The following is a 24,372-nucleotide window of genomic DNA, read 5'->3' as shown; positions in this document are numbered from 1 at the left end:
GGCCGAACACTTCAGGCGTTGCGATCCGACAGTCCGAGGATCGAGGCGAGGCGGTCCATCACCTGTTCCAGGATCTCGGCAGGCACCCGGCCGACCCGTTCGGCCTGACGCGCCTCGGCCGCCGTGATCTTGGCAACCCGGACGCGGGAAGGAATAGGCAGGCCGAATGCCAGATGCCGGGGGCCGATCTCGACATCGTCCGGCCAGGGCTCGTGCCCCGCGCCGGTGATCATGACGACCCACAGGAGTTGAAACCGGCCGCCGACCGCGCCGTCCGAGACGACGAGGCCAGGCCGATAGCGGCGTGTGTTCGTCTCGACGAAGGGGAATGGCACCCGGACGATATCGCCGCGCTCAAAGATTGGCGTAGCCCTTCTCGTCCTCTTCGCTGTTCCATTCGGTGAAGGTCACGAATGGATCGTCGAATATGCCTTCGGGAACGCGGGTGAGGACCACACGCCCCTCCTCGTCGATCAGGTACATCAGTTCGTCGCCTTCGCGCAGCTTCAGCGCCTTGCGCACGGCCTGCGGGATGGTGGTCTGTGATTTCGAGCTCAACCGGCTGGTGATCATCGCGCCGCTCCTTCCGCTCGAAGGTAAGAGACTTCCTTACCCCGGGCAAGGCGGCGTCGACCTTGGAACGCCCCCAAGCTTTCCGCTGGACGGGACGGGGCGCGGCGGTGCAATCTCCCTGACCGGATGGTCAAAACAAGTGCTGCGAGGGCCTGATGGCTGAGACGAGTTCCGGATCCGGCCGGCTGACGACGCATGTGCTCGATACCGCGCGGGGCCTGCCCGCCCGCGGCCTCGAACTCGTGCTGCATCGGCTGGTGGACGGGCGCCGCGAACTCGTGGCGCAGGCGCGCACCAATGCCGACGGGCGCTGCGACCGGCCGCTGCTCGACGACGGCGCCTTCCGCTTCGGCACCTACGAGATCCTGTTCCTCTGCGGTCCCTATTTCGACGCCTGCGGGCTTGATCTGCCCGAGCCCAAATTCCTCGACGAGGTGTCGATCCGCTTCGGCATCAGCGAGAACCGGCACTATCACGTGCCGCTGCTCGTCTCGCCCTTCGGCTATTCGACCTATCGGGGGAGCTGAGCCATGGCCCCGATCCGCTTCGTCCTCAACGGCTCCGAGCGCTCCGTCGACGGCTTCGCGCCGACCACCACGGTGCTGCAATATCTGCGCGGCACCGAGCGGCTCGTCGGCACGAAGGAGGGCTGCGCGGAGGGTGATTGCGGCGCCTGCACGGTGATCCTCGAGGAGCCCGATGCGGTTGGCAGCCTTCGCCGGCGCGCCGTCAACGCCTGCATCACCTTCCTGCCGGCGCTGCACGGGCGCGCCGTCGAGACGGTGGAGCATCTGTCGGCCGGCGGTGACCTCGCCCCGATCCAGCGCGAGATGGTGGATCGTCATGCCAGCCAGTGCGGCTTCTGCACGCCGGGTTTCGCGGTGCAGCTTCATGCGGCCTGGCGCGCGGGTTCGCTCACCGACCGGCAGTCGGTGAAGGACGAGATCGCCGGTAATCTCTGCCGCTGCACCGGCTACGGGCCGATCATCGAGGCCGGCGTCGCGGTCGCGGCCCTGCCACGGCCACAGACCCGCGCGGCGGATGCGACGATGGCGGCGCGGCTGACGGATCTGCGCGGATCCGGGACCTTCCGCTACGAGGCGGGGGGCAGGCTCTGGTTCTCGCCGGGCGACGTCGATGCGCTGGCCGATCTCTATGCCGAGCACCCGCAGGCGACGCTGGTGGCCGGGGCCACCGACGTCGGGCTCTGGGTGACGAAGGGGCACCGCGAGTTCGAGGTGATGATCGACGTCTCGCGCGTCGCCGATCTCGCCCATGTCGAGGAGGCGCCGGGTCGTCTCTTCCTCGGCGCGGCCGTGACGCATGCGCAGGCCACCCGGCATCTGGCCACGCTTCATCCCGACCTCGGCGAGGTGATGCGTCGCTTCGCCGGGCCGCAGGTGCGCAATGCCGGCACGGTCGGCGGCAACATCGCCAACGGCTCGCCGATCGGCGATCTGCCGCCCGTGCTCATCGCACTCGGCGCGACGCTCTATCTGCGGCGCGGCGACGAAGCGCGCAGCTTGGCTCTGGAGGATTTCTTCATCGAATACGGTCGGCAGGACCGCGCCCCCGGCGAGTTCGTCGCCGCCGTCGAGGTGCCGGTGATCGAGCCGAACGAGCGATTTGCCGCCTACAAGATCTCCAAGCGCACCGAGAGCGACATCTCGGCGGTACTCGCGGCCTTCAAGCTGCGCTTCGAGGGGCGAACGGTCGTGGCCGCGCGCCTCGCCTTCGGCGGCATGGCGGGCACGCCGAAGCGTGCGCTCAACGCGGAAGCCGCGCTTGTCGGCCGGCCCTTTGACGCCGAGGCCGCCGCGCGCGCGGCCGCCGCGCTGGAGGACGACTTCCAGCCGCTCGACGACCTGCGCGCCTCCGCCGACTACCGCCTGAAGACCGCCGCCAACCTCGTCGAGCGCTTCCGGCTGGAGCTTCTGGGCGGCGTGCCGACGCGCATCGCGGAGGTCGCGTGATGGACGAGACCCGGGTCCAGGATCGCGGCGAGGCCGGCACCGTCTCGCCCGCGAGCCTCGACGAGCGCCCGCCCGCGCGCCAGGCGCGGCTGAAGGGCGGCGTCGGGCAGGGGATACACCATGACAGCGGCGCCAAGCATGTCACCGGCGCGGCCCGCTACATCGACGACGAGCCCGAACTGCCGGGCACGCTGCAGGTCTTCATCGCCATGAGCGCGCACGCCCATGCGCGCATCCGCTCGATGGATCTTCAGTCCGTGCGCGCGGCACCGGGCGTCGCCTGCGTGCTGACGGCTGCCGACATTCCCGGCGTCAACGACTATTCGCCGGTCTTCGGCGACGATCCGATCTTCGCCGTGGATCTCGTCTCCTATGTCGGCCAGCCGCTCTTCGCCGTGGCCGCCGACGACGTGGCCACGGCCCGCAGGGCCGCCAAGCTGGCGACGGTCGACTACGAGGACCTGCCCGCCGCGATCACCATTCCCGAGGCGATCCGATTTGCCGACGACCTCGGCGAGGATCTTCTCAGCCCGCACGAGATGCGGCTCGGCGACGCCGAGGCCGCGCTGGTTGCCGCGCCCCATGTCGTGTCCGGTTCGGTCGAGACGGGGGGGCAGGATCATTTCTACCTCGAAGGGCAGATCGCCACCGCCACGCCCGGCGAGGACGGCGACATGCTGGTGCGCTCCTCGACGCAGCACCCGTCCGAGGTCCAGCACAATGTGGCCAAAGCCCTCGGGCTCGCCGACCATGCGGTGACGGTCGAGGTGCGGCGCATGGGCGGCGGCTTCGGCGGCAAGGAATCGCAGCCGGCGCTCTTCGCCTCGGTCTGCGCGCTCGTCGCGCGCGCCACGGGGCGCCCCGCCAAGTGCCGACTCGACCGCGACGACGACATGGAGATGACCGGCAAGCGCCACGAGATGCGGGCCGAGTACCGCGTCGGCCACGACTCCGCGGGGCGCATCCTCGGCGCCGAGTTCCGCCATGTCGTGCGCTGCGGCTATTCGAAGGATCTCTCGGGCGCCATCGCCGACCGCGCCATGTTCCATGCCGACAACGCCTATCACCTGAAGGCCGCGCGCATCCATTCGCGCCGGCTGAAGACGCACACGGTTTCCAACACCGCCTTTCGCGGCTTCGGCGGCCCGCAGGGCATGGTGGCGATCGAGCGGGCGATCGACCGCATCGCGTTCGACACGGGCCTCGATCCGCTTGACGTGCGCCGGCGCAACTTCTATCCGGCGATGGGATCGGGCAGCTTCGGCAAGACGCCCTATCACCAGTCGGTGGAGGACTGCGTCATCGCCGAGATCGTCGGGGAGCTCGAAACCTCCAGCGATTACCGCGCCCGGCGCGAGGCGGTTCGGGCCTTCAACGCGGAAAGCCCGATCCTCAAGAAGGGGCTGGCGCTGACGCCGGTGAAGTTCGGCATCTCCTTCACCACCAGCCATCTCAACCAGGCCGGCGCGCTCGTTCACGTCTACAAGGACGGCTCGGTCCACCTCAACCACGGCGGCACGGAGATGGGGCAGGGCCTCTTCACCAAGGTCGCGCAGGTGGTGGCCGAGGAGTTCCAGATCGACGTTTCCAACGTCAGGATCACGGCGACCACCACTGCCAAGGTGCCCAACACCTCGGCCACCGCCGCCTCGTCCGGCTCCGACCTCAACGGCATGGCGGCGCAGGCCGCGGCCCGCACCATCAAGACGCGGCTGATCGACTACGCCGTGCAGCGCTACCGGGTGCCGCGCGAGGAGGTCGTGTTCCTGCCCGGCCGGGTGCGGATCGGCGCGGAGGAGAAGCGCTTCTGCGACCTCGTCGGCGAAGCCTATCTCGCCCGCGTCTCGCTCTCCTCCACCGGCTTCTACGCGACGCCCGGCATCACCTACGACCGCGAGAGCGCGAGCGGCAAACCCTTCTACTACTTCGCCTACGGGGCGGCCTGCGCCGAGGTGGTGATCGACACGCTGACCGGCGAGAACCGGCTCCTGCGCGCCGACATCCTCCACGATGTCGGCCAGTCGCTGAACCCGGCGCTCGACCTCGGTCAGATCGAGGGCGGCTTCATCCAGGGTATGGGCTGGTTGACCACCGAAGAGCTCTGGTGGGACAAGGCGGGGCGCTTACGCACCCACGCCCCCTCGACCTACAAGATCCCCACCGCCAACGATCGGCCGGACGACCTGCGCGTGCACCTCTGGGAGAAGGGCCGCAACCCCGCCGCCACGATCTACCGCTCGAAGGCGGTCGGCGAGCCGCCCTTCATGCTGGCGCTCTCGGTCTTTTCAGCGCTGACCGACGCCGTCTGCGCGGCTGGCGACTACCGGCGCTTCCCCGATCTCGACGCGCCCGCCACGCCCGAGCGCCTGCTCGCAGCGGTGGACGCGGTGCGGGGCGGGTGAGGATGGAGACACACGCCCTCATCCCCCTGCCGGGACCTTCTCCCGCAAGCGGGCGAAGGGAACTGCCTCGACGCCGCGCGACCGCGATCGAACATCGCGGAACGCGGTGCGATCCCTCTCCCCCTCGAGGAGAAGGTGCCCGGAGGGCGGATGAGGGCGTCTCCCACCGACGCCCGAAGGCCAACGCGTGAACGCACTCGCCGCCCTTCGCGCCGCACTCGACGCGGGCGAGCCCGCTATCCTAGTCACGGTCGCCGAGGCACGCGGCTCAACACCCCGCGAAGCGGGAGCGTCGATGCTGGTGACCGCCCGGTGCGCCGCGGGAACGGTCGGCGGCGGCGCGCTGGAGATGGAGGGCATCGCCGAGGCGCGGCGCATGCTGGCGAGCGGCGAGGCGGCTTCAAGGCTCGACATCCCGCTCGGACCCGCCATCGGCCAGTGCTGCGGCGGGCGCGTCCTGCTCGATCTCGCGCGCGCCTCGCCGACGCTTCTCGCCACGATCGAAGCCGGCAAGGCCGAGGCGGAAGCCGCCTATCCGACCGTGCTGGTCTTCGGCGCCGGGCATACGGGGCAGGCGCTGGCCCGCGCCCTCGCGCCGCTGCCTCTACGCACCCTCGTGATCGACGGGCGTGCCGATCGCCTCGCGGACCTGCCGGAGGGCACCGCGCGCCGGCGCGCCGCGATCCCGGAAGCGGAAGTGGCCGCGGCGCCTCCCGGCTCGGCCTTCGTGGTGGCGACGCACGATCACGCGCTCGACTTCCTCATCGCGAGCGCAGCCCTTGCCCGGCGCGACGCCACCTATGTCGGGATGATCGGCTCGGCGACGAAGCGCGAAAGCTTCCGGCGGCATTTGGCGAGCGAAGGTCGGGCGGGCGAGATCGAACGGCTGGTGCTGCCGATCGGCGGCTCGGCGATCCGCGACAAGCGGCCCGAGGTGATCGCGGCGCTGGTCGCCGCCGAGCTTCTCGTCACGTTTGCACGCAAGCTTGAGGAAAACCGCTGCACAGGCTTTGCGCCTGTGCAATCTCAGTGCAATAAATCGATGCAGCACCCTCGCCGGACGGAGTCGCATGCCGCCACGTCTTGAACTTCTCCATGTCGGAAAGCGCTTTCCGGGCGTCGTCGCCAACGACGACATCTCGTTCTCCGTCGAGCCCGGCCGCATTCATGCGCTGCTCGGCGAGAACGGGGCCGGCAAGTCGACGCTGGTGAAGATCATCTACGGCGTGCAGTCGGCCGACGAGGGCGAGATCCGCTTCGACGGCGCGCCCGTGCGCATCGGCTCGCCGCGCGAGGCGCGCGCGCTCGGCATCGCCATGGTGTTCCAGCACTTCTGCCTGTTCGAGGCGATGACGGTGCTCGAGAACATCGCGCTCGGCATGGACGAGCCGCCGCCCCGGCGCGAGCTGGAGGCGCGCATCCGCGAGGTGATGACCCAGTACGACCTCGTGCTCGACCCGCATCGCGAGGTGCACACGCTCTCGGTCGGCGAGCGCCAGCGCATCGAGATCGTGCGCGCGCTGCTCGGTCGCCCGAAGCTCCTGATCATGGACGAGCCGACCTCAGTGCTGACGCCGCAGGAAGTGGACGGGCTCTTCGCCGTCCTGCGCAAACTTGCCGCCGACGGCTGCTCCATCCTCTACATCTCGCACAAGCTCGGCGAGATCAAAGCCCTGTGCTCCACCGCCACGATCCTGCGCGGCGGCCGGCTCGTTGGCACCTGCGACCCCGCCGCCGAGACGGCTCGCTCGATGGCCGAACGGATGATCGGCGGTTCGCTAAAGGACCTGTCGCACAAGGCCGGCGGCGCCCATGGCGGCGAGCGTTTCGCGGTGGCGGCCCTGTCGGCCGCGGGCGAGCCGCCCTTCGGCACCAGCCTTCGCGATGTCGCCTTCTCGGTGCGCTCGGGCGAGATCTTCGGTATTGCGGGCGTTGCCGGCAACGGGCAGAACGAGCTGCTGACGGTGCTCTCGGGCGAGAAGACCGCCGGGGTCTCGGGCCGCATCGCGATCGAGGGACACGCGGTGGAGCGTCTCGGCGTCTCCGCCCGGCGACGGCTCGGGCTCGCCTGCGTGCCCGAGGAGCGCAACGGCCACGCCGCCGTGCCGGCGCTCTCGCTCGCCGAGAACGCGATCCTCTCGGCCCGTGCTCGCAAGGGCTTGGCTTCGGGCGGGCTGATCCGCCTCGGCGCCGCTCGCCGTTACGCCGAGAGCGTCATCTCCGCCTTTTCCGTCAAGGCGACGGGCCCGAAGGCCACCGCCGGCAGCCTGTCGGGCGGCAACCTGCAGAAGTTCATCATGGGCCGCGAGATCGGACAGGAGCCGAGCGTCCTCGTCGTCTCGCAGCCGACCTGGGGCGTCGATGCCGGTGCCGCCGGCTTCATCCGGCAGGCGATGATCGATCTCGCTGCGCGCGGCGCGGCGATCGTCGTGGTCAGCCAGGATCTCGACGAACTCCTCGACCTGTGCGACCGCATCGCCGTCATCAACGAGGGCCGCCTGTCGGAAGCGATGGACGTGCAAGGCATCTCGATCGAGCGCGTGGGGCTGCTGATGGGCGGGGTCCACGGCGACGCACCGCACGAGGTTGCGGCCTGATGGCTTGGCGTTTCGAGCCCAGGCGCGAGCCCAGCCGCGCGATGCTCTTCGCGACGCCGGTTCTCGCCGTCGTGCTGACGCTGGTGGTCGGCGCCGTGGTCTTCACCCTCCTTGGTTACGACGGGTTCGGCGCGGTGCGCGAGATCTTCGTCACCCCACTCTTCGACTGGTATCGCTGGCAGGATCTTCTCGTGAAGGCCGCGCCGCTGGCGATCATCGCCGTCGGCCTGTCTGTCGGCTTTCGCGCCAATGTCTGGAACATCGGCGCCGAGGGGCAATACGTCTTCGGCGGCTTGGCGGGCACCGGCATCGCGCTCCTGACGATGGGCGGCGAGGGCGTCTGGATCCTGCCCGCGATGATCGCCGCCGGCGTTGTCGGCGGCATGGCCTGGGCCGCGATCCCCGCCATCCTGCGCACGCGGCTCGGGGTCTCCGAGATCCTTTCCAGCCTGATGCTCAACTACGTCGCGATCCAGACGCTCTACTATCTGATGCGCGGTCCCTGGAAGGATCCGGCCGGCTTCAACTTCCCGCAGACCGCCATGTTCACGATGTCGCAGACCCTGCCAATCGTGGTGCCGGAAACGCTGATCCATCTCGGCATTCCCGTGGCGCTCACGCTGGCGCTCGCCGCCTGGTTCCTCGTGGCGCGCACGGTTGCGGGGTTTCAGGTGCGGGTCGTCGGCCTCAGCCCGCAGGCGGCGCGCTATGGCGGCTTCCAGGAAAACCGCGTCGTCTGGATGGTGCTGCTCTTCGGCGGCGCCTGCGCGGGGCTCGCCGGCATCTTCGAGGCGGCCGGACCGTTCGGCCAGATGGTGCCGTCCTTCCCGACCGGCTACGGCTTCACCGCGATCATCGTCGCCTTTCTCGGCCGCCTGCATCCGCTCGGCATCGTACTCGCCGCACTGGTGCTGGCGCTGACCTATGTCGGCGGCGAGAGCGCGCAGACGACGATCGGCCTGCCCGCTGCCGCCATCGGCGTCTTTCAGGCGATGATGTTGTTCTTCCTGCTCGCGGTGGACATCCTTGTGCGCTACCGGCTTCGGGCCGGCGGGCGTCCGGCCTTGGCCTCGCCGTTGGTTCCCTATGGGCCGCCGACCGTTCCCGCCCATAAAGTCGGCGAGGCGACGGCATGAGCCCGGAATTCACCGTCGCCGTGATCGTCGCGATCGTCACCGCCGCGACGCCCATCCTCATCGCCGCGCTCGGCGAGCTCGTGGTGGAGAAGTCGGGCGTCCTCAATCTCGGCGTCGAGGGCATGATGCTCATCGGCGCCGTCACCGCCTTCGTGGTCTCGGTCACGACAGGCATTCCCGCGCTCGGCGCCATGGCCGCCATGGCGGCGGCGGCTGCCTCGTCGTTGATCTTCGGCTACCTGACGCTGACGCTGACGGCCAATCAGGTGGCGACGGGGCTGGCGCTGACGATCTTCGGTACCGGCGTCTCGGCGCTGGCCGGCGCCTCCTTCGTCGGGATCACCACGCCCGGCTTCACCTCGATCTTTCCGGCCGCACTGGCGAGCGATCCGCTCTGGCGCGTCCTCTTCGGCTATTCGCCGATCGTCTACGCCTCGCTGCTGCTGACGTTCGGGGTCTGGTGGTTCCTCAAGCATTCCAGGGCCGGGCTGATCCTGCGCGCGGTCGGCGAAAACGACGCCTCCGCTCATTCGATCGGCTATCCCGTGCTCAAGGTGCGCTATCTCGCCGTTCTCTTCGGCGGCGCGATGGCCGGTCTCGGCGGCTCGTTCTATTCGCTGGTGCTGACGCCGATGTGGGCCGAACGGCTGACGGCTGGGCGCGGCTGGATCGCCATCGCGCTCGTCGTCTTCGCCTCGTGGCGGCCCGGCCGGCTTCTCGCCGGCGCCTATCTCTTCGGCGCCGTCATCACGCTGGAACTGCAGGCCAAGGCCGCCGGCTGGTCCTTCCTGGCGCCCGAGTTCCTCACCGCTCTTCCCTATCTCGCGACGATCCTCGTGCTCGCCCTCATCTCCGGGCGCACCCGCACGAGGTCGGCGGCGCCGGCCTGCCTCGGCAAGCCCTTCCGCGCCACCGCCTGATCCCCGTTCTGTCGTTCAAGGAGCCATCAATGATCGAGATCACCCGCCGCCGCCTTCTCCTCGGAGCTGCCGCGATCGCCGGCGGCGCCATCCTGGCGTCGACGCCCTTCGGCCATCCGGCCTTCGCGCAGGCGCTCGACCGTCCGGTCAAGGCCGCCTTCGTTTATGTCGGTCCGGTCGGCGACTTCGGCTACTCCTTCGCCCACGACCAGGGCCGCAAGTTCCTCGCCGAGACGCTCGGCGACAAGGTCGTCACCACCTTCGTCGAGAACGTCGCCGAGGGGCCGGACGCCGAGCGCGTCATCCGCAAGCTCGCGCAGGACGGCAACGACATCATCTTCGCCACCTCCTTCGGCTTCATGAACCCGACGCTGAAGGTCGCCAAGCAGTTCCCGAAGGTGAAGTTCGAGCACGCCACCGGCTACCAGACGGCCCCCAACATGGGCATCTACAACGCCCGCTTCTACGAGGGCCGCGCCGTGCTCGGCACCATCGCCGGCCACATGTCGAAGTCCGGCAAGGCCGGCTACGTCGCCTCCTTCCCGATCCCAGAAGTGGTGATGGGCATCAACGCCTTCACGCTCGCCGCGCGCAAGGTGAACCCGGCCTTCGAGACGCAGGTCGTCTGGGTCAACTCCTGGTACGACCCGGCCAAGGAGGCGCAGGCGACCTCGGCGCTGCTCGACCAGGGCGCCGACGTCATCACCCAGCACACGGACTCGCCCGGCCCCCTGCAGGAGGCCGAGAAGCGCGGCGCCATCGCCTTCGGCCAGGCCTGGGACATGCAGAGCTTCGCGCCGAACGCCCACATGACCGCGATCGTCGACAATTGGGGTCCCTATTATGTCAGCCGCGTCGAGGCGGTGGCCGGCGGCTCCTGGAAACAGGACGACGTCTGGCTCGGCATGAAGGAGGGCGAGGTCAAGATGTCCCCCTTCAACGACAAGATGCCGGCCGACGTGAAGGCCGCTGCGCAGAAGGTGGTCGACGAGACGACGGCGGGCACCTACAGCGTCTTCACCGGTCCGATCAAGGATCAGGCCGGCGCCGAGAAGGTGGCGGCCGGCGCCGTCATCCCCGACGCGGACCTCCTGAAGATGGACTGGTACGTGGAAGGCGTGCGGAACTAGTCGGCTTCCGGCGGCTCCGGCTTCCAACTTCCGGCGGTTGGCTTCGGCGGCGGGCGGCGAGCAGTTTCTAGCGGCCGGCAGGCGATCGGCGGATAAGCGTCTCGCCGGTCGTCTGTCGGCACCGATCGATCAGCCGGCGTCGGCAGGGAGCAGGGCTCCGGCAACAACCGTCTCGCGTCAGGCGAGCGGCCTCTGCCCCCTCTCTCGTCATCCCGGGCCTGACCCGGGATCCATGCCGAGACCTTTCCGGTCCGGCACCGGTTCGGTTGACAACGGCGCCGGCGGCATGGATCCCGGCTCGGGGGCCGGGATGACGAAGCGGAGGGGGAGGACCCCTCTTCGGGTACGGATCGGCCGCGATCCCGTGATACGGCGTGGCCGTCCTCACGACGGCCGCTGCCGCCGGCATGGGATCGCCGCCTCCGCGGCGCTTCTGGATCAGTGTCCGCCGCGGAGCGCAGTCGCCTCTTCGGCGGGCACGGCGAACACGACGAAGACTGGGAGCACGTGCGGCGAACCGATGGTCGCCGGACGCACTCCCGGAACAGCCTGCCCTCCCCACCGTCTCCTGAACGGCGGAGGGCCATCGAAGGCGCATCGGATCAACGGCTAAGCGTTCCGCGACAAGGGGGCGGCGCTTCGGAGCACTCCCATGTGGACCTATTTTTCCGAGTGGCTGCAATTCGGCGTGCGCTGGGTGCACGTCATCACCGCGATCGCCTGGATCGGATCGTCCTTCTACTTCATCGCCCTCGATCTCGGGCTCCGCAAGCCGCACGGCACGCCTCTGGTGGGCGTCGGCGGCGAAGCCTGGCAGGTGCATGGCGGCGGCTTCTACCACATCCAGAAATACATGGTCGCCCCGCCGCACATGCCGGAGGACCTCACCTGGTTCAAGTGGGAGGCCTATTCCACCTGGCTCTCGGGCGCCGCGCTTCTCTTCCTCGTCTATTATCTCGGCGCCGATCTCTACCTGATCGACCCGTCCGTCGCGGACCTGCCGGCCTGGGGCGCGGTGCTGATCGGCGTCGCGGGCCTGGCGCTCGGCTGGGTGGTCTACGACGCCATCTGCAAGTCGCCGCTGAAGGGCAACGATTCGGCGCTGCTCGGCGTGCTCTTCCTCTATGTCGTCGCCGCGAGCTTCGTCTTCAGCCAACTCTTCTCAGGGCGCGGCGCGATGCTGCACACCGGCGCGATGATCGCGACGATCATGAGCGCCAACGTCGCCATGCTCATCATTCCCAACCAGAAGATCGTGGTGGCCGACCTCAAGGCCGGACGCACGCCCGACCCGCGCCTCGGCGCGGCCGCCAAGCAGCGTTCGCTGCACAACAACTACCTGACGCTTCCCGTCATCTTCCTCATGCTCTCGAACCACTATCCGCTGGCCTTCGCGACGCAATGGAACTGGGCGATCGCCGGGCTGGTGCTCCTCATCGGTGCCTTCGTGCGCCATTTCTTCAACACGATGCACAAGACCGGGCGCCAGCTCTGGTGGTGCTGGCTGGTGGCCGGCCTGCTGTTTGCCGCCGTCATCACGCTGTCGGGCGCGCCGGGCTGGCGCGCGGTGCCGGGTTCCGAGCCGGCCACGGCCGCCGCCACCGAAAGCCTCGACTTCCCTGCCGATCCGCAGCTGGCGCTGGCGCGCTCCGCGCTGTTCGCAGAAGCGTCCTCGATCGTCCAGTCGCGCTGCTCCATGTGCCATGCCCGCCAGCCGCTCTGGCCCGGCATCGCCCATGCGCCGAAGGCGGTGCTGCTCGAAACCGGCCGCGACATCGTTCTCAACGCCGCGCTCATCGACCGGCAGGCGGTGCGCTCGCACGCCATGCCGCCCGGCAACCTCACCGGGCTGGAGCCGGCCGAGCGGCTGGCGCTGGCGCGCTGGATCCGCTCCGGCGATGCCGTCTACCGTCCCTGACCGCTTCCCGCTAGAGTCCACGCCATGACCTCATCATCGACCGAAGCCGGCGGCACGCTGGCGATCCGCGCGCGCGTCCTCACCTACCACGCCCATCCGCTCAGCGCCGGCGAGGGCGGCTCGCACCGCTATATCGAGGACGGGCTCGTGATCGTGCGCGACGGCCTGATCGAAGCGGTCGGCGAGGCGCATGCCCTTCTGCCGGACCTCGCCGTAGACCTGACGGTCGCCGACTACCGGCCCTTCCTCCTCACCGCCGGCTTCATCGACCCGCATCTGCACCTGCCGCAGACGCAGGTGATCGGCTCCTACGGCACCGAGCTGATGGAATGGCTGGCGCGCTACACCTTCCCCGAAGAGACGCGATACGGCGACCCCGCGGTGGCCGACGCCGCTTCGCGCTTTCTCTTGCACGAGCTGCTGCGCAACGGCACGACCACGGCGGTCGCCTTCTGCACCTCGCATCCGCAATCGGTGGAGAGCTTCTTCACGGAAAGCCAGCGGATGGGCCTGCGGATGGTCGCGGGCAAGGTGATGATGGACCGCCACGCTCCCGAGGCGCTGCTCGACACGCCGCGCCGGGGCTACGACGAATCGAAGGATCTCATCGCCCGCTGGCATGGCAACGGCCGGCTCGCCTACGCGATCTCGCCGCGCTTCGCACCGACATCGAGCGAAGCGCAGCTGGAAGCGACGCAGGCGCTCGCCGCCGAGTATCCGGCGATGCACATCCAGACGCATCTCTCCGAGAATGCCGGCGAGATCGCTTTCGTCGCCGAGCTGTTTCCCTGGTCGAAGGACTACACGCACGTCTACGAGCGTTACGGGCTGGTGCGGCGCAAGGCGCTGTTCGGCCACTGCATCCACCTGTCGGAGCGCGAGCGCGGCGCCCTGGCCGAGGCGGGCGCGACGGCGGTGTTCTGCCCGACCTCCAACCTCTTCCTCGGCTCAGGTCTGTTCGACCGCGACGCGGCGCTGAAGGCCGGTCTTCGCACGGGGATCGCCACCGATATCGGCGGCGGGACGTCCTATTCGATGCTGACCACGGCCGCCGAGGGCTACAAGGTCCTGGCGCTGCGCCAGCAGGCGCTGCCGGGTCACGCGGCCTTCTACATGATGACGGCCGGCAATGCCGAGGCCATCGGCTACGGCGACCGGATCGGGCAGGTCGCGCCGCGCTTCGAGGCCGATTTCGTGGTGCTCGACACCCATGCGACCCCCGCGCTGCGCCAGCGCATGGAGCGCGTCGAAACGCTGGAGGAGGAACTCTTCGTGCTGATGACGATGGGCGACGATCGCTGCGTGGTCTCGACCTATGCGAGCGGGCGCAAGGTCCATGCGCGGGGCATGGGCGGCATTGACCTGCCGTCTCCCGCCCACGCGCCGACAAGCGTAGGCGGTGACTTCACGGGAGCGAGTGCGCCCGAGGTCGAGAGCGTGCAGGCGGCCTGATGGGCCCCGTTCGAGCCCGTGTTCCGCGTCAAAAAGGCGCGTCATGACGGAACGAAGCTTCGCTGCCCCGGCTTATTCCTCCGATGTGCAGGTGCGTCATGGGGGCCGCCGCGCGGGGGAGGGCAGACGATGCGGCTTGTGCGTTTTGGCGAACCGGGGGCTGAAAAGCCGGGATTGATCGACGACGAGTTCCGCCTGCGCGACCTCTCCGGCGAAATCGACGACATTGCCGGTGCCGTCCTGTCGCGAGCCGGCCTCGACAAGCTGCGCGCGCTCGACCCCAAGAGCCTGCCGAAGACAGATCCCAACCAGCGCCTCGGCGCGCCCGTCGGCGGCACGCGCAACTTCATCGCGGTCGGCCTCAACTACGAGGATCATGCGAGAGAGACCGGCGCCGAGCCGCCGAAGGAGCCCGTGCTCTTCTCGAAGGCGACGAGCTCGATCGCCGGCCCGCGCGACGGCATCGTCATCCCCCATGGCTCGACGCAGCTCGACTGGGAAGTCGAGATCGCCATCGTCATCGGTGAGCGCTGCTGGCAGGTCTCGAAGGAAACGGCGATGGATCATGTCGCCGGCTTCTCGCTCTGCCACGACGTCTCCGAGCGCTCCTGGCAGAAAGAGCGCGGCGGCCAGTGGCTGAAGGGCAAGAGCGCGCCGGGCTTCGGTCCGCTCGGCCCTTGGCTGGTGACAGCGGATTTCATCGCCGACGTGCAGAACCTCGATCTCTGGCTCGACGTGAACGGTCGCCGGATGCAGCAGGGCACCACCGCGAACATGATCTTCGACGTGAAGACCATCGTCGCCTACGTTTCCGAGTTCATGGCGCTGGAGCCCGGCGACATCATCACCACCGGCACCCCGGCCGGTGTCGGCGCCGGCATGAAGCCTCCGGTCTTCCTCAAGGACGGCGACATCGTCACGCTCGGCAACGAGCATCTGGGTGAGCAGCGACAGGTCGTTTCCGCCCAGCCCCGCTGATCGCGATCGGGCCGCGCGGGTCGCGAACGGTCGGCAGGTTCGAAACCCGAGCCCGCCGACTGGATAAAGCGATGCCGGCCCCTATTCCTTAAGCCTGCCGGACATGTCCCGTTCGGGGCTCCCCGTCTCGCCACTTGTCTCGATGATCGAAGAAGGTTCGCCCATGGCCCACTCCGAAGCCGCCGCGACCAAGCCGAAGAAGCGCGACTTGGCCGGTACCCCCGCCGTGTCCGAGGCTTCGCTGAAGAGCCTGCGCCAGCTCGCCGCCAACCGCGTCGCCATCGAAGGCGTCGCCCCGATGATCGACGGCGGGCGTTTCGCCGTGAAACGGTCCGAGAACGAGCCGCTGACCGTCGAGGCCGACATCTTCACAGATGGCCACGAGATCATCGCCGCAGCACTGATCACGCGCGGCGCGGGTGAAGAGGCGTGGCAGGAAACACCCTTCGCCTACCTGACGAACGACCGCTGGACGGCGACCGTCGCCTTCGCGCGCCCCGGCCCCTACCGCTATTCCATCATCGCCTGGCGCGACACGTTCGCGACTTGGGCGAGCGACACGAAGAAGAAGCGCGACGCGGGCGTCGACATCGCGCTCGAACTGCGCGAGGGCGCGACGCTCCTCGAAAAGGCCGGCGAGAGCGGTCGCGGCACGAAGGATCAGGGCAAGGCCCTGAAAGCCCTGCGCACCCGGATCGAGAAGCTGGCATCGAAGGGCGATGCGGCAGGCCTCTACGCGGCCTTCGAGGAGAAGGCGACGATCGACCTCCTGCGCGATGTCGGCGTCCGCGAGAATCTGTCGCGCTTCGAGATCGAGGTTCCCGTCTGGGTCGATCGCGAGGCGGCGGCCTTCTCGGCCTGGTACGAACTGGTGCCGCGCTCGCAGTCGGGCGACGTCAATCGCCACGGCACGTTCGACGACGTGATCGCGCGCCTGCCCGACATCCAGGAGATGGGCTTCGACGTCCTCTATTTCCCGCCGATCCACCCGATCGGCCAGTCCAACCGCAAGGGCAAGAACAACTCGGTGACCGCGGTCGCGGGCGAGCCCGGCAGCCCCTACGCGATCGGCTCGGTGGAGGGCGGCCATAAAGACCTGCATCCCGAACTGGGCTCGTTCGCCGACTTCCAGCGGCTGGTGACGCGCGCCGCCGACCACGGGCTGGAGATCGCCATCGACTTCGCCATCCAGTGCTCGCCCGATCACCCCTGGATCAAGCAGCACCCGAACTGGTTCGACTGGCGGCCGGACGGCACGATCAAATATGCCGAGAACCCGCCGAAAAAGTATCAGGATATCGTCAACGTCGACTTCTACCGCGACGGGGCGATCCCCTCGCTCTGGGTGGAGCTGCGCGACATCGTCCTGTTCTGGCTCGCCAAGGGCGTGCGCATCTTCCGCGTCGACAATCCGCACACCAAGCCCTTCCCGTTCTGGGAGTGGATGATCGCGGAAGTGCGCACTGTGGATCCCGGCGCGATCTTCCTCGCCGAAGCCTTCACCCGACCCAAGCTGATGAAGCGGCTCGCCAAGGTCGGCTACAACCAGTCCTATTCCTACTTCACGTGGCGCAACGTGAAATGGGAGCTGCGCCAGTATCTGGAGGAGCTGACGAAGGAGGAGTGCGGCGAGTTCATGCGCCCGAACTTCTTCGTCAACACGCCCGACATCAACCCGCTCTTCCTGCACACGAGCGGGCGCGCCGGCTTCCGCCTGCGCCTCGCGCTGGCGGCGACGCTGGCGGGTAATTACGGCGTCTATTCCGGGTTCGAACTCTGCGAGAGCGAGCCGCTCGTTACCGGCAAGGAAGAGTACAAGGATTCCGAGAAGTACGAGATCCGCGCCTTCGACTGGAAGCGCGAGGGCAATATCCGCGACGACATCGCCTTCTTCAACCGCATCCGCCGCTCCGAGCCGGCGCTGCGCGACTTCCGCAATCTGAAGTTCTTCGAGTTCTGGAACGACAACGTCCTCTACTACGCCAAGCGGACGGCAGACCTCTCTTCCTACATCCTCGTCATGGTGTCGCTCGACCCGCACAATCCACAGGGTGGGCATTTCGAGGTGCCGCTCTGGGAACTGGGCCTGCCCGACACCGGCACGGTGAAGGTTGAGGATCTCGTGTCCGGCCGCCAGTTCGTCTGGGCCGGCAAGGTCCAGCATTGGTGGTTCGAGCCGGACACCGTGCCCTACGCCGTGTTCCGCATTTCGGCTTGAGCCGCCTCGGGCCTCGACAATCCCTCGACACAAGCTTCGCCCGGTCCCCGCAGGGGATCCTCGACGCGAAAGAGACGATCATGAACGAACAGGTTTCCATCCAGTCCAGCGAGCCGACCGGCGGTCCCAACCGCGAGGCGCCGGACTGGTACAAGGACGCGATCATCTATCAGCTGCACGTCAAGACCTTCATGGACTCGAACGGTGACGGGATCGGCGACTTCGCCGGCCTCCTGTCGAAGCTCGACTACGTGAAGGAACTCGGCGTCACCGCGATCTGGATCATGCCGTTCTACCCCTCGCCGCTGCGCGACGACGGCTACGACATCTCCGACTACGAATCGATCAACCCGAACTTCGGCACGATGGAGGATTTCGAGCGGCTGGTGGACGAGGCTCACAAGCGCGGCCTTCGCATCATCACCGAACTCGTCATCAACCACACGTCGGACCAGCATCCCTGGTTCCAGGCGGCCCGCGTCGCGCCGAAGGGCTCGCCGGAGCGCGACTTCTACGTCTGGGCCGACGACGACAAGGGCTACGATCTCACCCGCATCATCTTCCTCGACACCGAGACGTCGAACTGGACGTGGGATCCTGTGGCCGGCCAGTATTTCTGGCATCGGTTCTATTCGCACCAGCCCGACCTCAACTTCGACAATCCAAAGGTGATGGACGAAGTCCTGAAGACGATGCGCTTCTGGCTCGACAAGGGCGTCGACGGGCTGCGGCTCGACGCGATTCCCTATCTCATCGAGCGCGAGGGCACGAACAACGAGAATCTGAAGGAGACGCACGACGTCCTCAAGACGATCCGTGCCGAGATCGATGCGCACTATCCCGACCGGATGCTGCTCGCAGAGGCCAACCAGTGGCCGGAGGACACGCGCCCCTATTTCGGCGAGGGCGACGAATGCCACATGGCGTTCCACTTCCCGCTGATGCCGCGCATGTACATGGCGCTGGCGCAGGAGGACCGGCATCCGATCACCGACATCCTGCGCCAGACGCCGGACATTCCCGCCAACTGCCAGTGGGCGATCTTCCTGCGCAACCATGACGAGCTGACGCTCGAAATGGTGACGGCCGAGGAGCGCGACTATCTCTGGTCGACCTATGCGGCCGACAAGCGCGCCCGCATCAATCTCGGCATCCGCCGGCGTCTCGCCCCGCTGATGGGCAACGACCGCCGCAAGGTCGAGCTTCTGAACGCGCTTCTGATGTCGATGCCCGGTACGCCCGTCGTCTATTACGGCGACGAGATCGGCATGGGCGACAACATCTATCTCGGCGACCGCGACGGCGTGCGCACGCCCATGCAGTGGTCGGCCGACCGCAACGGCGGCTTCTCGCGCGCCGATCCGCAGCGTCTCTACCTGCCCTCGATCCAAGATCCGATCTACGGTTTCCAGGCGATCAACGTCGAGGCGCAGTCGGCCAATCCGGCCTCGTATCTCGCCTGGATGCGGCGTCTGGTGCAGGTGCGCGCCACCCGCGAAACCTTCGGGCGCGGCACGATCTCGTTCCTCTATCCCTCGAACCGCAAGATCCTTGCTTATCTGCGCGAATACGAGGGTGAGCGCATCCTCTGCATCGCCAATCTCTCGGCCTCGGCGCAGGCGGTGGAACTCGATCTTTCGGCCTTCGCCGGCGCGGTGCCGGTGGAGATGCTGGGCCTGTCGGCCTTCCCGACGATCGGCACCAACCCCTACAATCTTTCGCTCCAGGCCTACGGCTTCTTCTGGTTCTCGCTGGGCACGGAAGACACGGTGCGCGAGCGCGCCAACATTCCGCAGCCGCTGCCGGAATTCTCGACGCTCGTCATCACCGGCGACCTGAAGGACACGATTCCCGGCCGCAACCGCCGCGAGATCGAGGCGGTGTTGCCGTCCTTCGTTGGACGCCAGCGCTGGTTCGCGGGCAAGAACGACATGCCGCAGGGCGCCAGCTACCAGATCGTCGGCGGCCCGACGCCGAACTCGCGCAAGCATCTTCTCGGCGAGACGATCATCCGCACCGCCAGCGGCGAACAGCGCTACTTCCTGCCGCTCGCGGCCAAGTGGGGCGAGGAGCATCTGCACTCGACCGCGCCGACGCTGCCCTTCACGCTTGCCAAGATCCGGCTGGGTTCGCAGATCGGCGCCGTGATGGATGCCGCCCGCGATCCTGAGTTCGACAAGCTGATGGTCGATCTCATCGCCAAGGGCGAAACGCTCGACTTCGGCGACCAGCGGATCGTGGTGGAACGCTCGTCGGCCCGGGCCGAGGCGCTGGCGGCCGCAGCCGCGGTGCCGGTGGAGGAGATCTCGCCGCTGAGCGGCGAGCAGTCGAACACCTCGATCACGATCGGCACCGCCGGCATCCTCAAGTTCTACCGGCAGCTGCGCGACGGCACGCAGCCCGAACTTGAGGTCACCAAGTTCCTGACCGAGAAGACGAGCTTCGAGGCCGCGCCCGCGCTGCTGGGCTCCATGGAACTGCACCGCGCCGATGGCAGCCGCTCGGCGGTGGCGGCGCTCTTCGAGCGCATCGAGAATCAGGGCGATGCGTGGACCCGCGTCACCGAGTCGCTTGCCCGCCACCTTCGCGACAACGCCTATGGCGAGGGGTCGGCGACCGCCGAGCCGGCGGAGGAGGGCGCCACGCTCGATCCGTTGCTCATCCTGCAGTTCGATCCCGGCGAGACGATCGGCCGGCGCACGGGCGAAATGCATGCCGCGCTCGCCACCGTCACCGGCGATGCCGACTTCGATCCCGAGGGCTTCGATGCGGCCTCGCTGAACGCGATCGTTGCCGAGGCGAAATCGGAAGCCGCCGCCGCGCTCAACGTCCTGCGTCAGGTCGGGGCCGGCGTCGATCCCCTGCTCGCGGACGACATCGCCGCGCTGACCGGGGCGGGCGAGGCGATCGACCGCTGGTTCGACGGGTTCGCGGCCACCAAACCGTCGAGACAGCGCACGCGCATCCACGGCGACTATCATCTCGGCCAGGTTCTGGTGTCGCGCAACGACGTGGTGATCCTCGACTTCGAGGGTGAGCCGGGCCGTCCGTTGGAGGAGCGCCGCGCCAAGACCTCGCCGTTGCGCGACGTCGCGGGCATGCTGCGCTCCTACGACTATGCCGCCTTCGCCGCGCGCGACAAGGTCGGCCCCGCCGACGAGGCGACGCTGACGCGCATCCGCGAGATGGCGGAAAGCTGGCGCGAGACGACCAGCGCCGGCTTCCTCGCCGCCTGGGAAGCGGCATCGGGCGTCGATCTGTCGGACGAGGGGAACTCGGCGCTTCTGGATCTCTTCCTCCTCCAGAAGGCGTTCTACGAACTGCGCTACGAGGCTGCGATGCGGCCGGCATGGCTGTCGATCCCGCTCCGGGGCATCGTCTCCCTCCTCCAGAAACGACAGGTCCTCGCATGAGCCAGACACCCTCCATCGCTTCCGTCGATCACCGGCTGCACGGGGACGAGGCGGCGGCGCTCAGTGGCGGCCGGCACGAGAACCCGTTCGGCGTTCTCGGCCGGCACCGTGCGGACGGCGGATCGATCGTCCGCGCGTTCCGTCCCGGTGCGGATCGCGCCGAGGTGATCGACGCGAAGGGCGCCGTGCTCGGCACGCTGGAGCCTGGTGGCGCCGAAGGCCTCTTCTCCGGTTTCATCGCCGGTGACATGCCCGTTCATCGCTTCCGCTTCTCCCATGGCGACGTGACCTGGGAAGAGGAGGACACCTACCGCTTCGGTCCGATCATCTCCGACCTCGACGCCTACCTGATGGCCGAGGGCACGCATTACCGGCTCTACGAGAAGCTTGGCGCCCATCCGCGCGAGATGGACGGGGTCGCGGGCGTCGCCTTCGCGGTCTGGGCGCCCGACGCGCGCCGCGTCGCCGTGGTCGGCAACTTCAATGCCTGGGACGGCCGTCGTCACGTGATGCGCAAGCGCATCGAGGCCGGCGTCTTCGAGCTTTTCGTGCCCTCGCTGCCGCGCGGCGAGGTCTACAAGTTCGAGATCATCGGTCCGCACGGCGAGATCCTGCCGCTCAAGGCCGATCCCGCCGGCTTCCGGCAGGAACTCGCGCCGTCCACGGCCTCGATCGTCGATGGTCTGGTCGAGCACGACTGGCAGGACGCCGCCTTCCGCGCCAAGCCCGCCGACTGGCAGGACGCTTCGAAGCCCGTTTCGGTCTACGAGATGCATCTGGGTTCCTGGAAGCGCGGCGACGGCGACAGCTTCCTCGACTACGACGCGCTGGCGCGCGAACTCGTCGCTTATGTCCATGAGATGGGCTTCACCCATGTCGAACTCATGCCGGTGTCCGAGCATCCGTTCTACGGATCCTGGGGCTATCAGCCGATCGGGCTCTTCGCCCCGACCGCGCGCTACGGCACGCCGGACGGGTTCGCGCGTCTGGTCGACGCGCTGCACCAGGCCGATATCGGCGTGCTCCTCGACTGGGTGCCGGGCCACTTCCCGACCGACGTCCACGGGCTCGGCCGCTTTGACGGGACGCCGCTCTACGAGCATGCCGATCCGCGCCGCGGCTTCCACAAGGACTGGAACACGCTGATCTACGACTATGGGCGGACCGAGGTGAAGAACTACCTCGTCGCCAACGGCCTCTACTGGCTCGACCGGTTCCACGTCGACGGTCTGCGCGTCGATGCCGTGGCTTCTATGCTCTATCTCGACTATTCGCGAAACCATGGCGAATGGGAGCCCAACATCCATGGCGGGCGCGAGAACTTGGAGGCGATGGCCTTCCTGAAGGAGACGAACGAGCAGGTCGGCTCGCAGTTTCCCAATGCCACGACCCATGCCGAGGAATCGACGTCCTTCCCGAACGTCTCGCGCCCGACCTATGCCGGGGGCCTCGGATTCCACTTCAAGTGGAACATGGGCTGGATGCACGACACGCTACATTTCATGCAGGAGGACCCGATCAATCGGAAATACCACCTGCACCACATGACGTTCGGAATGGTCTATGCCTATTCCGAGAACTTCATCCTGCCGCTGAGCCACGACGAGGTCGTCTACGGAAAGGGCTCGATCCTCGGCAAGATGCCGGGCGACTGGTGGCAGAAGTTCGCCAACCTTCGTTGCTACTACGGCTTCATGTGGACCCATCCCGGCAAGAAGCTGCTCTTCATGGGCGGCGAGTTCGGGCAGGCCGCAGAGTGGAACCACGACCAGTCCCTCGACTGGCACCTGCTCGATCACCCCGAGCACAAGGGCGTGCAACGCCTCGTGCGCGATCTCAACACGCTCTATCGCGGCGTTCCCGCGCTCTATGAAAACGATTGCGACCCGCAGGGCTTCGAGTGGGTGGACACGTCGAACGTCGATCAGTCGATCCTCGCCTACCTGCGCAAGGACAAGCATGGCGGCGCGGCGCTCGTGGTCTGCAACTTCACGCCCAACGTCCATCACGGCTACCGCATCGGCGTGCCGCATGGCGGGTTCTGGGAGGAGGCACTGAACACGGACGCCGAGATCTATGCCGGCTCGAACGTCGGCAACATGGGCGGCGTCGAGGCCGACGAGATCCACGCCAATGGCCGGTCCTTCTCGCTGTCGGTGACCCTGCCACCTCTGGCGACCGTGGTCTTCACGCCGCGCCGCGCGAAGGCGGAGGTTGTCGAACTCGCCGCTGCGACGAGCGAGAGCGCTCTGGCCGAAGGCGTCGTCTGAGACGTCGAACCTTCGACGCAAGACGGGTCGCCCTTCGGCGGCCCGGCTTGCGATTCAGGCCGCTTTGGCGATGAGAACCGGTTCAAGTTCGACCCGGTTGCGGCCGAGATGCTTGGCCCGGTAGAGCGCGCGGTCCGCGGCAGCCAGGAGAGTGTCGAGGTCCGCGGTGCCGGTGGTCGACTCCGCGACGCCGACGCTGGCGGTAACCGCGAGGTTCAGACCCTTGGAATCGCCGGCCGCCGACGAAAACCGTTGCGAGACTCGCCGCGCGACCGCCTTGGCCTCGTCGCGCCCGATGCCCGGCAGCAAAGCCGCGAATTCCTCGCCGCCCAGACGCGCGACCACGTCGACGGGTCGCAGTTCCGCCTCGGCGACAGCGGCGAACAGCTTGAGCACATCGTCGCCGGTCTGGTGGCCGTAGCGATCGTTGATCGTCTTGAAGTGGTCGAGGTCGAACACGAGCAAGGAAGCGGGTGCGCCGCGCGCCAGAAGCCGTTCCGCCTTGCGAAACAGGGCGCGGCGGTTGGCGAGGCCGGTGAGATAGTCGGTCTGCGACAGTTCGAGAAGGCGCCCCTCGCGCTCCTCCCGCACCAGCGCCATCAGCACCATCGGCGCCGCCACGGAGTAGAGGACGCCCTCGAACATCGTGGCCATCGCCGCGACGGCGAGGACGTCGTGCCCGAAAGCGGCGACCGCGAAGGGCAAGAGAACCGCTCGTGCGACATAGAACAGCCCATGGCCGGCGAAGATCGCGATGGCGACGGGGCACGAGCGCAGCGAGGCGCTCGCCGGGCTGCTCCACAGCAGCGCGGCGCTGAAAAGGCAGGGCAGCGCGACCGCCGCCGCTCCGACATGCAGCCAGAGAATGTCGGGGATCCACGTTCCCAGCACCGCCCAGAGCGCGGCGAGCATCATGATGGCGCCGATCGCCCATCCGGGGCGCTCGCGGCCGTCGAGACGCGCAATGCCGAGGGTCTGTAGCCAGTAGCCGGCGACCATCACGAGGTTCGTCACGGCGGCGCCGAACGGAGCCGGCAGGCTGGTTCGGTTCATCATGGCGAGGCAGCCGAGAGCCAGAACGCTGTAGCTGGCGGCCCAGAGATCGAGCTCCCGGGTGCGCGCCGGAAAGGACCGCCGCTCCCAGAGCGTCATCGCGGCGGCGACGGACAGGGTGCCGATCGCCAGATAGTAGAGGGTGGGAACGTCGATTCGCATCAGCCAGGTCGCTCTTCGGTCGTGCGAGATCGTACAGCTCGATCGCGAATGTTCCTTAAGGAAACCGGCGTTTCTAGCCCGATGGTGAAGAGGCGGCTAACGCCGTTCGGCCTCGCGCGCGACTTCCACCATGTCGACGGAATGGCGGTGCTTCTGCGGGCCGGAGGTGATGAGGAC

The 24,372-nt window shown here is 67.9% G+C and carries 17 protein-coding genes; 14 read left to right on the top strand and 3 right to left on the bottom strand.

The features are described from left to right. Nucleotides 1-11 precede the first annotated feature (11 nt). Together AUL33_RS15690 and AUL33_RS15685 are read right to left on the bottom strand one after the other, a co-directional pair. Nucleotides 12-362 (bottom strand): type II toxin-antitoxin system PemK/MazF family toxin, encoded by a 351-nt coding sequence (locus tag AUL33_RS15690; RefSeq protein WP_062210169.1) that lies wholly within the window; start codon nucleotides 360-362, stop codon nucleotides 12-14. Beyond that, entirely contained in the window at nucleotides 355-573 is a 219-nt protein-coding gene (locus tag AUL33_RS15685) for a type II toxin-antitoxin system PrlF family antitoxin (RefSeq protein ID WP_062210167.1), read from the bottom strand. Before AUL33_RS15685 ends, AUL33_RS15690 begins: the two co-directional genes overlap by 8 nt. Nucleotides 574-728: 155 nt before the next feature. Here AUL33_RS15685 and uraH point away from each other — a divergent pair, with 155 nt between their 5' ends. From uraH to glgB, 14 genes are all read left to right on the top strand, one after another. Continuing rightward, on the top strand, nucleotides 729-1,100 hold the full coding sequence (gene uraH, locus AUL33_RS15680; protein WP_062210163.1) for a hydroxyisourate hydrolase: 372 nt from the start codon (nucleotides 729-731) through the stop codon (nucleotides 1,098-1,100). 3 nt (nucleotides 1,101-1,103) lie between these two features. Further along, nucleotides 1,104-2,546: a xanthine dehydrogenase small subunit gene (gene xdhA, locus AUL33_RS15675; protein ID WP_062210160.1), complete on the top strand. Its 1,443-nt coding sequence runs from the start codon at nucleotides 1,104-1,106 to the stop codon at nucleotides 2,544-2,546. Further along, nucleotides 2,546-4,948, top strand: coding sequence for a xanthine dehydrogenase molybdopterin binding subunit (xdhB, locus tag AUL33_RS15670; protein ID WP_082652646.1), 2,403 nt, complete (start codon nucleotides 2,546-2,548; stop codon nucleotides 4,946-4,948). Before xdhA ends, xdhB begins: the two co-directional genes overlap by 1 nt. A 187-nt stretch (nucleotides 4,949-5,135) precedes the next feature. Further along, nucleotides 5,136-6,035: a xanthine dehydrogenase accessory protein XdhC gene (xdhC, locus tag AUL33_RS15665; protein WP_062210157.1), complete on the top strand. Its 900-nt coding sequence runs from the start codon at nucleotides 5,136-5,138 to the stop codon at nucleotides 6,033-6,035. Continuing rightward, on the top strand, nucleotides 6,019-7,545 hold the full coding sequence (locus tag AUL33_RS15660; RefSeq protein ID WP_062210154.1) for an ABC transporter ATP-binding protein: 1,527 nt from the start codon (nucleotides 6,019-6,021) through the stop codon (nucleotides 7,543-7,545). The genes xdhC and AUL33_RS15660 overlap by 17 nt, the downstream gene beginning before the upstream one ends. Beyond that, nucleotides 7,545-8,681 (top strand): ABC transporter permease, encoded by a 1,137-nt coding sequence (locus AUL33_RS15655; RefSeq protein WP_062210151.1) that lies wholly within the window; start codon nucleotides 7,545-7,547, stop codon nucleotides 8,679-8,681. The genes AUL33_RS15660 and AUL33_RS15655 overlap by 1 nt, the downstream gene beginning before the upstream one ends. Beyond that, nucleotides 8,678-9,601: an ABC transporter permease gene (locus AUL33_RS15650; RefSeq protein ID WP_062210147.1), complete on the top strand. Its 924-nt coding sequence runs from the start codon at nucleotides 8,678-8,680 to the stop codon at nucleotides 9,599-9,601. The genes AUL33_RS15655 and AUL33_RS15650 overlap by 4 nt, the downstream gene beginning before the upstream one ends. 29 nt (nucleotides 9,602-9,630) lie before the next feature. Continuing rightward, nucleotides 9,631-10,731: a BMP family ABC transporter substrate-binding protein gene (locus AUL33_RS15645; RefSeq protein ID WP_082652645.1), complete on the top strand. Its 1,101-nt coding sequence runs from the start codon at nucleotides 9,631-9,633 to the stop codon at nucleotides 10,729-10,731. Nucleotides 10,732-11,383: 652 nt separating this feature from the next. Continuing rightward, nucleotides 11,384-12,649, top strand: coding sequence for a urate hydroxylase PuuD (locus tag AUL33_RS15640; protein ID WP_062210144.1), 1,266 nt, complete (start codon nucleotides 11,384-11,386; stop codon nucleotides 12,647-12,649). Between the two features lie 24 nt (nucleotides 12,650-12,673). Further along, complete coding sequence (gene guaD / locus AUL33_RS15635) at nucleotides 12,674-14,101, top strand: guanine deaminase (protein ID WP_062210141.1); 1,428 nt, start codon at nucleotides 12,674-12,676, stop codon at nucleotides 14,099-14,101. A 129-nt stretch (nucleotides 14,102-14,230) separates the two neighbouring features. Beyond that, on the top strand, nucleotides 14,231-15,079 hold the full coding sequence (locus AUL33_RS15630; RefSeq protein ID WP_062210138.1) for a fumarylacetoacetate hydrolase family protein: 849 nt from the start codon (nucleotides 14,231-14,233) through the stop codon (nucleotides 15,077-15,079). Between the two features lie 163 nt (nucleotides 15,080-15,242). Beyond that, complete coding sequence (locus AUL33_RS15625; protein ID WP_082652644.1) at nucleotides 15,243-17,297, top strand: alpha-1,4-glucan--maltose-1-phosphate maltosyltransferase; 2,055 nt, start codon at nucleotides 15,243-15,245, stop codon at nucleotides 17,295-17,297. Between the two features lie 80 nt (nucleotides 17,298-17,377). Beyond that, nucleotides 17,378-20,710 (top strand): maltose alpha-D-glucosyltransferase, encoded by a 3,333-nt coding sequence (treS, locus tag AUL33_RS15620; RefSeq protein ID WP_062210135.1) that lies wholly within the window; start codon nucleotides 17,378-17,380, stop codon nucleotides 20,708-20,710. Beyond that, the gene (glgB, locus tag AUL33_RS15615) at nucleotides 20,707-22,980 is read left to right on the top strand and encodes a 1,4-alpha-glucan branching protein GlgB (protein ID WP_082652643.1); all 2,274 of its coding nucleotides are present in this window, start codon (nucleotides 20,707-20,709) and stop codon (nucleotides 22,978-22,980) included. The genes treS and glgB overlap by 4 nt, the downstream gene beginning before the upstream one ends. Nucleotides 22,981-23,034: 54 nt before the next feature. On the opposite strand, the gene AUL33_RS15610 is transcribed toward glgB, so the two are convergent. Beyond that, the gene (locus AUL33_RS15610) at nucleotides 23,035-24,195 is read right to left on the bottom strand and encodes a diguanylate cyclase (RefSeq protein WP_062210132.1); all 1,161 of its coding nucleotides are present in this window, start codon (nucleotides 24,193-24,195) and stop codon (nucleotides 23,035-23,037) included. Between the last annotated feature and the right edge of the window lie 177 nt (nucleotides 24,196-24,372).

This window comes from Aureimonas sp. AU12, assembly GCF_001463705.1.
In the GTDB taxonomy this organism is placed as follows: Bacteria; Pseudomonadota; Alphaproteobacteria; order Rhizobiales; family Rhizobiaceae; genus Aureimonas.
This window is presented reverse-complemented; position numbering and strand designations above follow the sequence as displayed.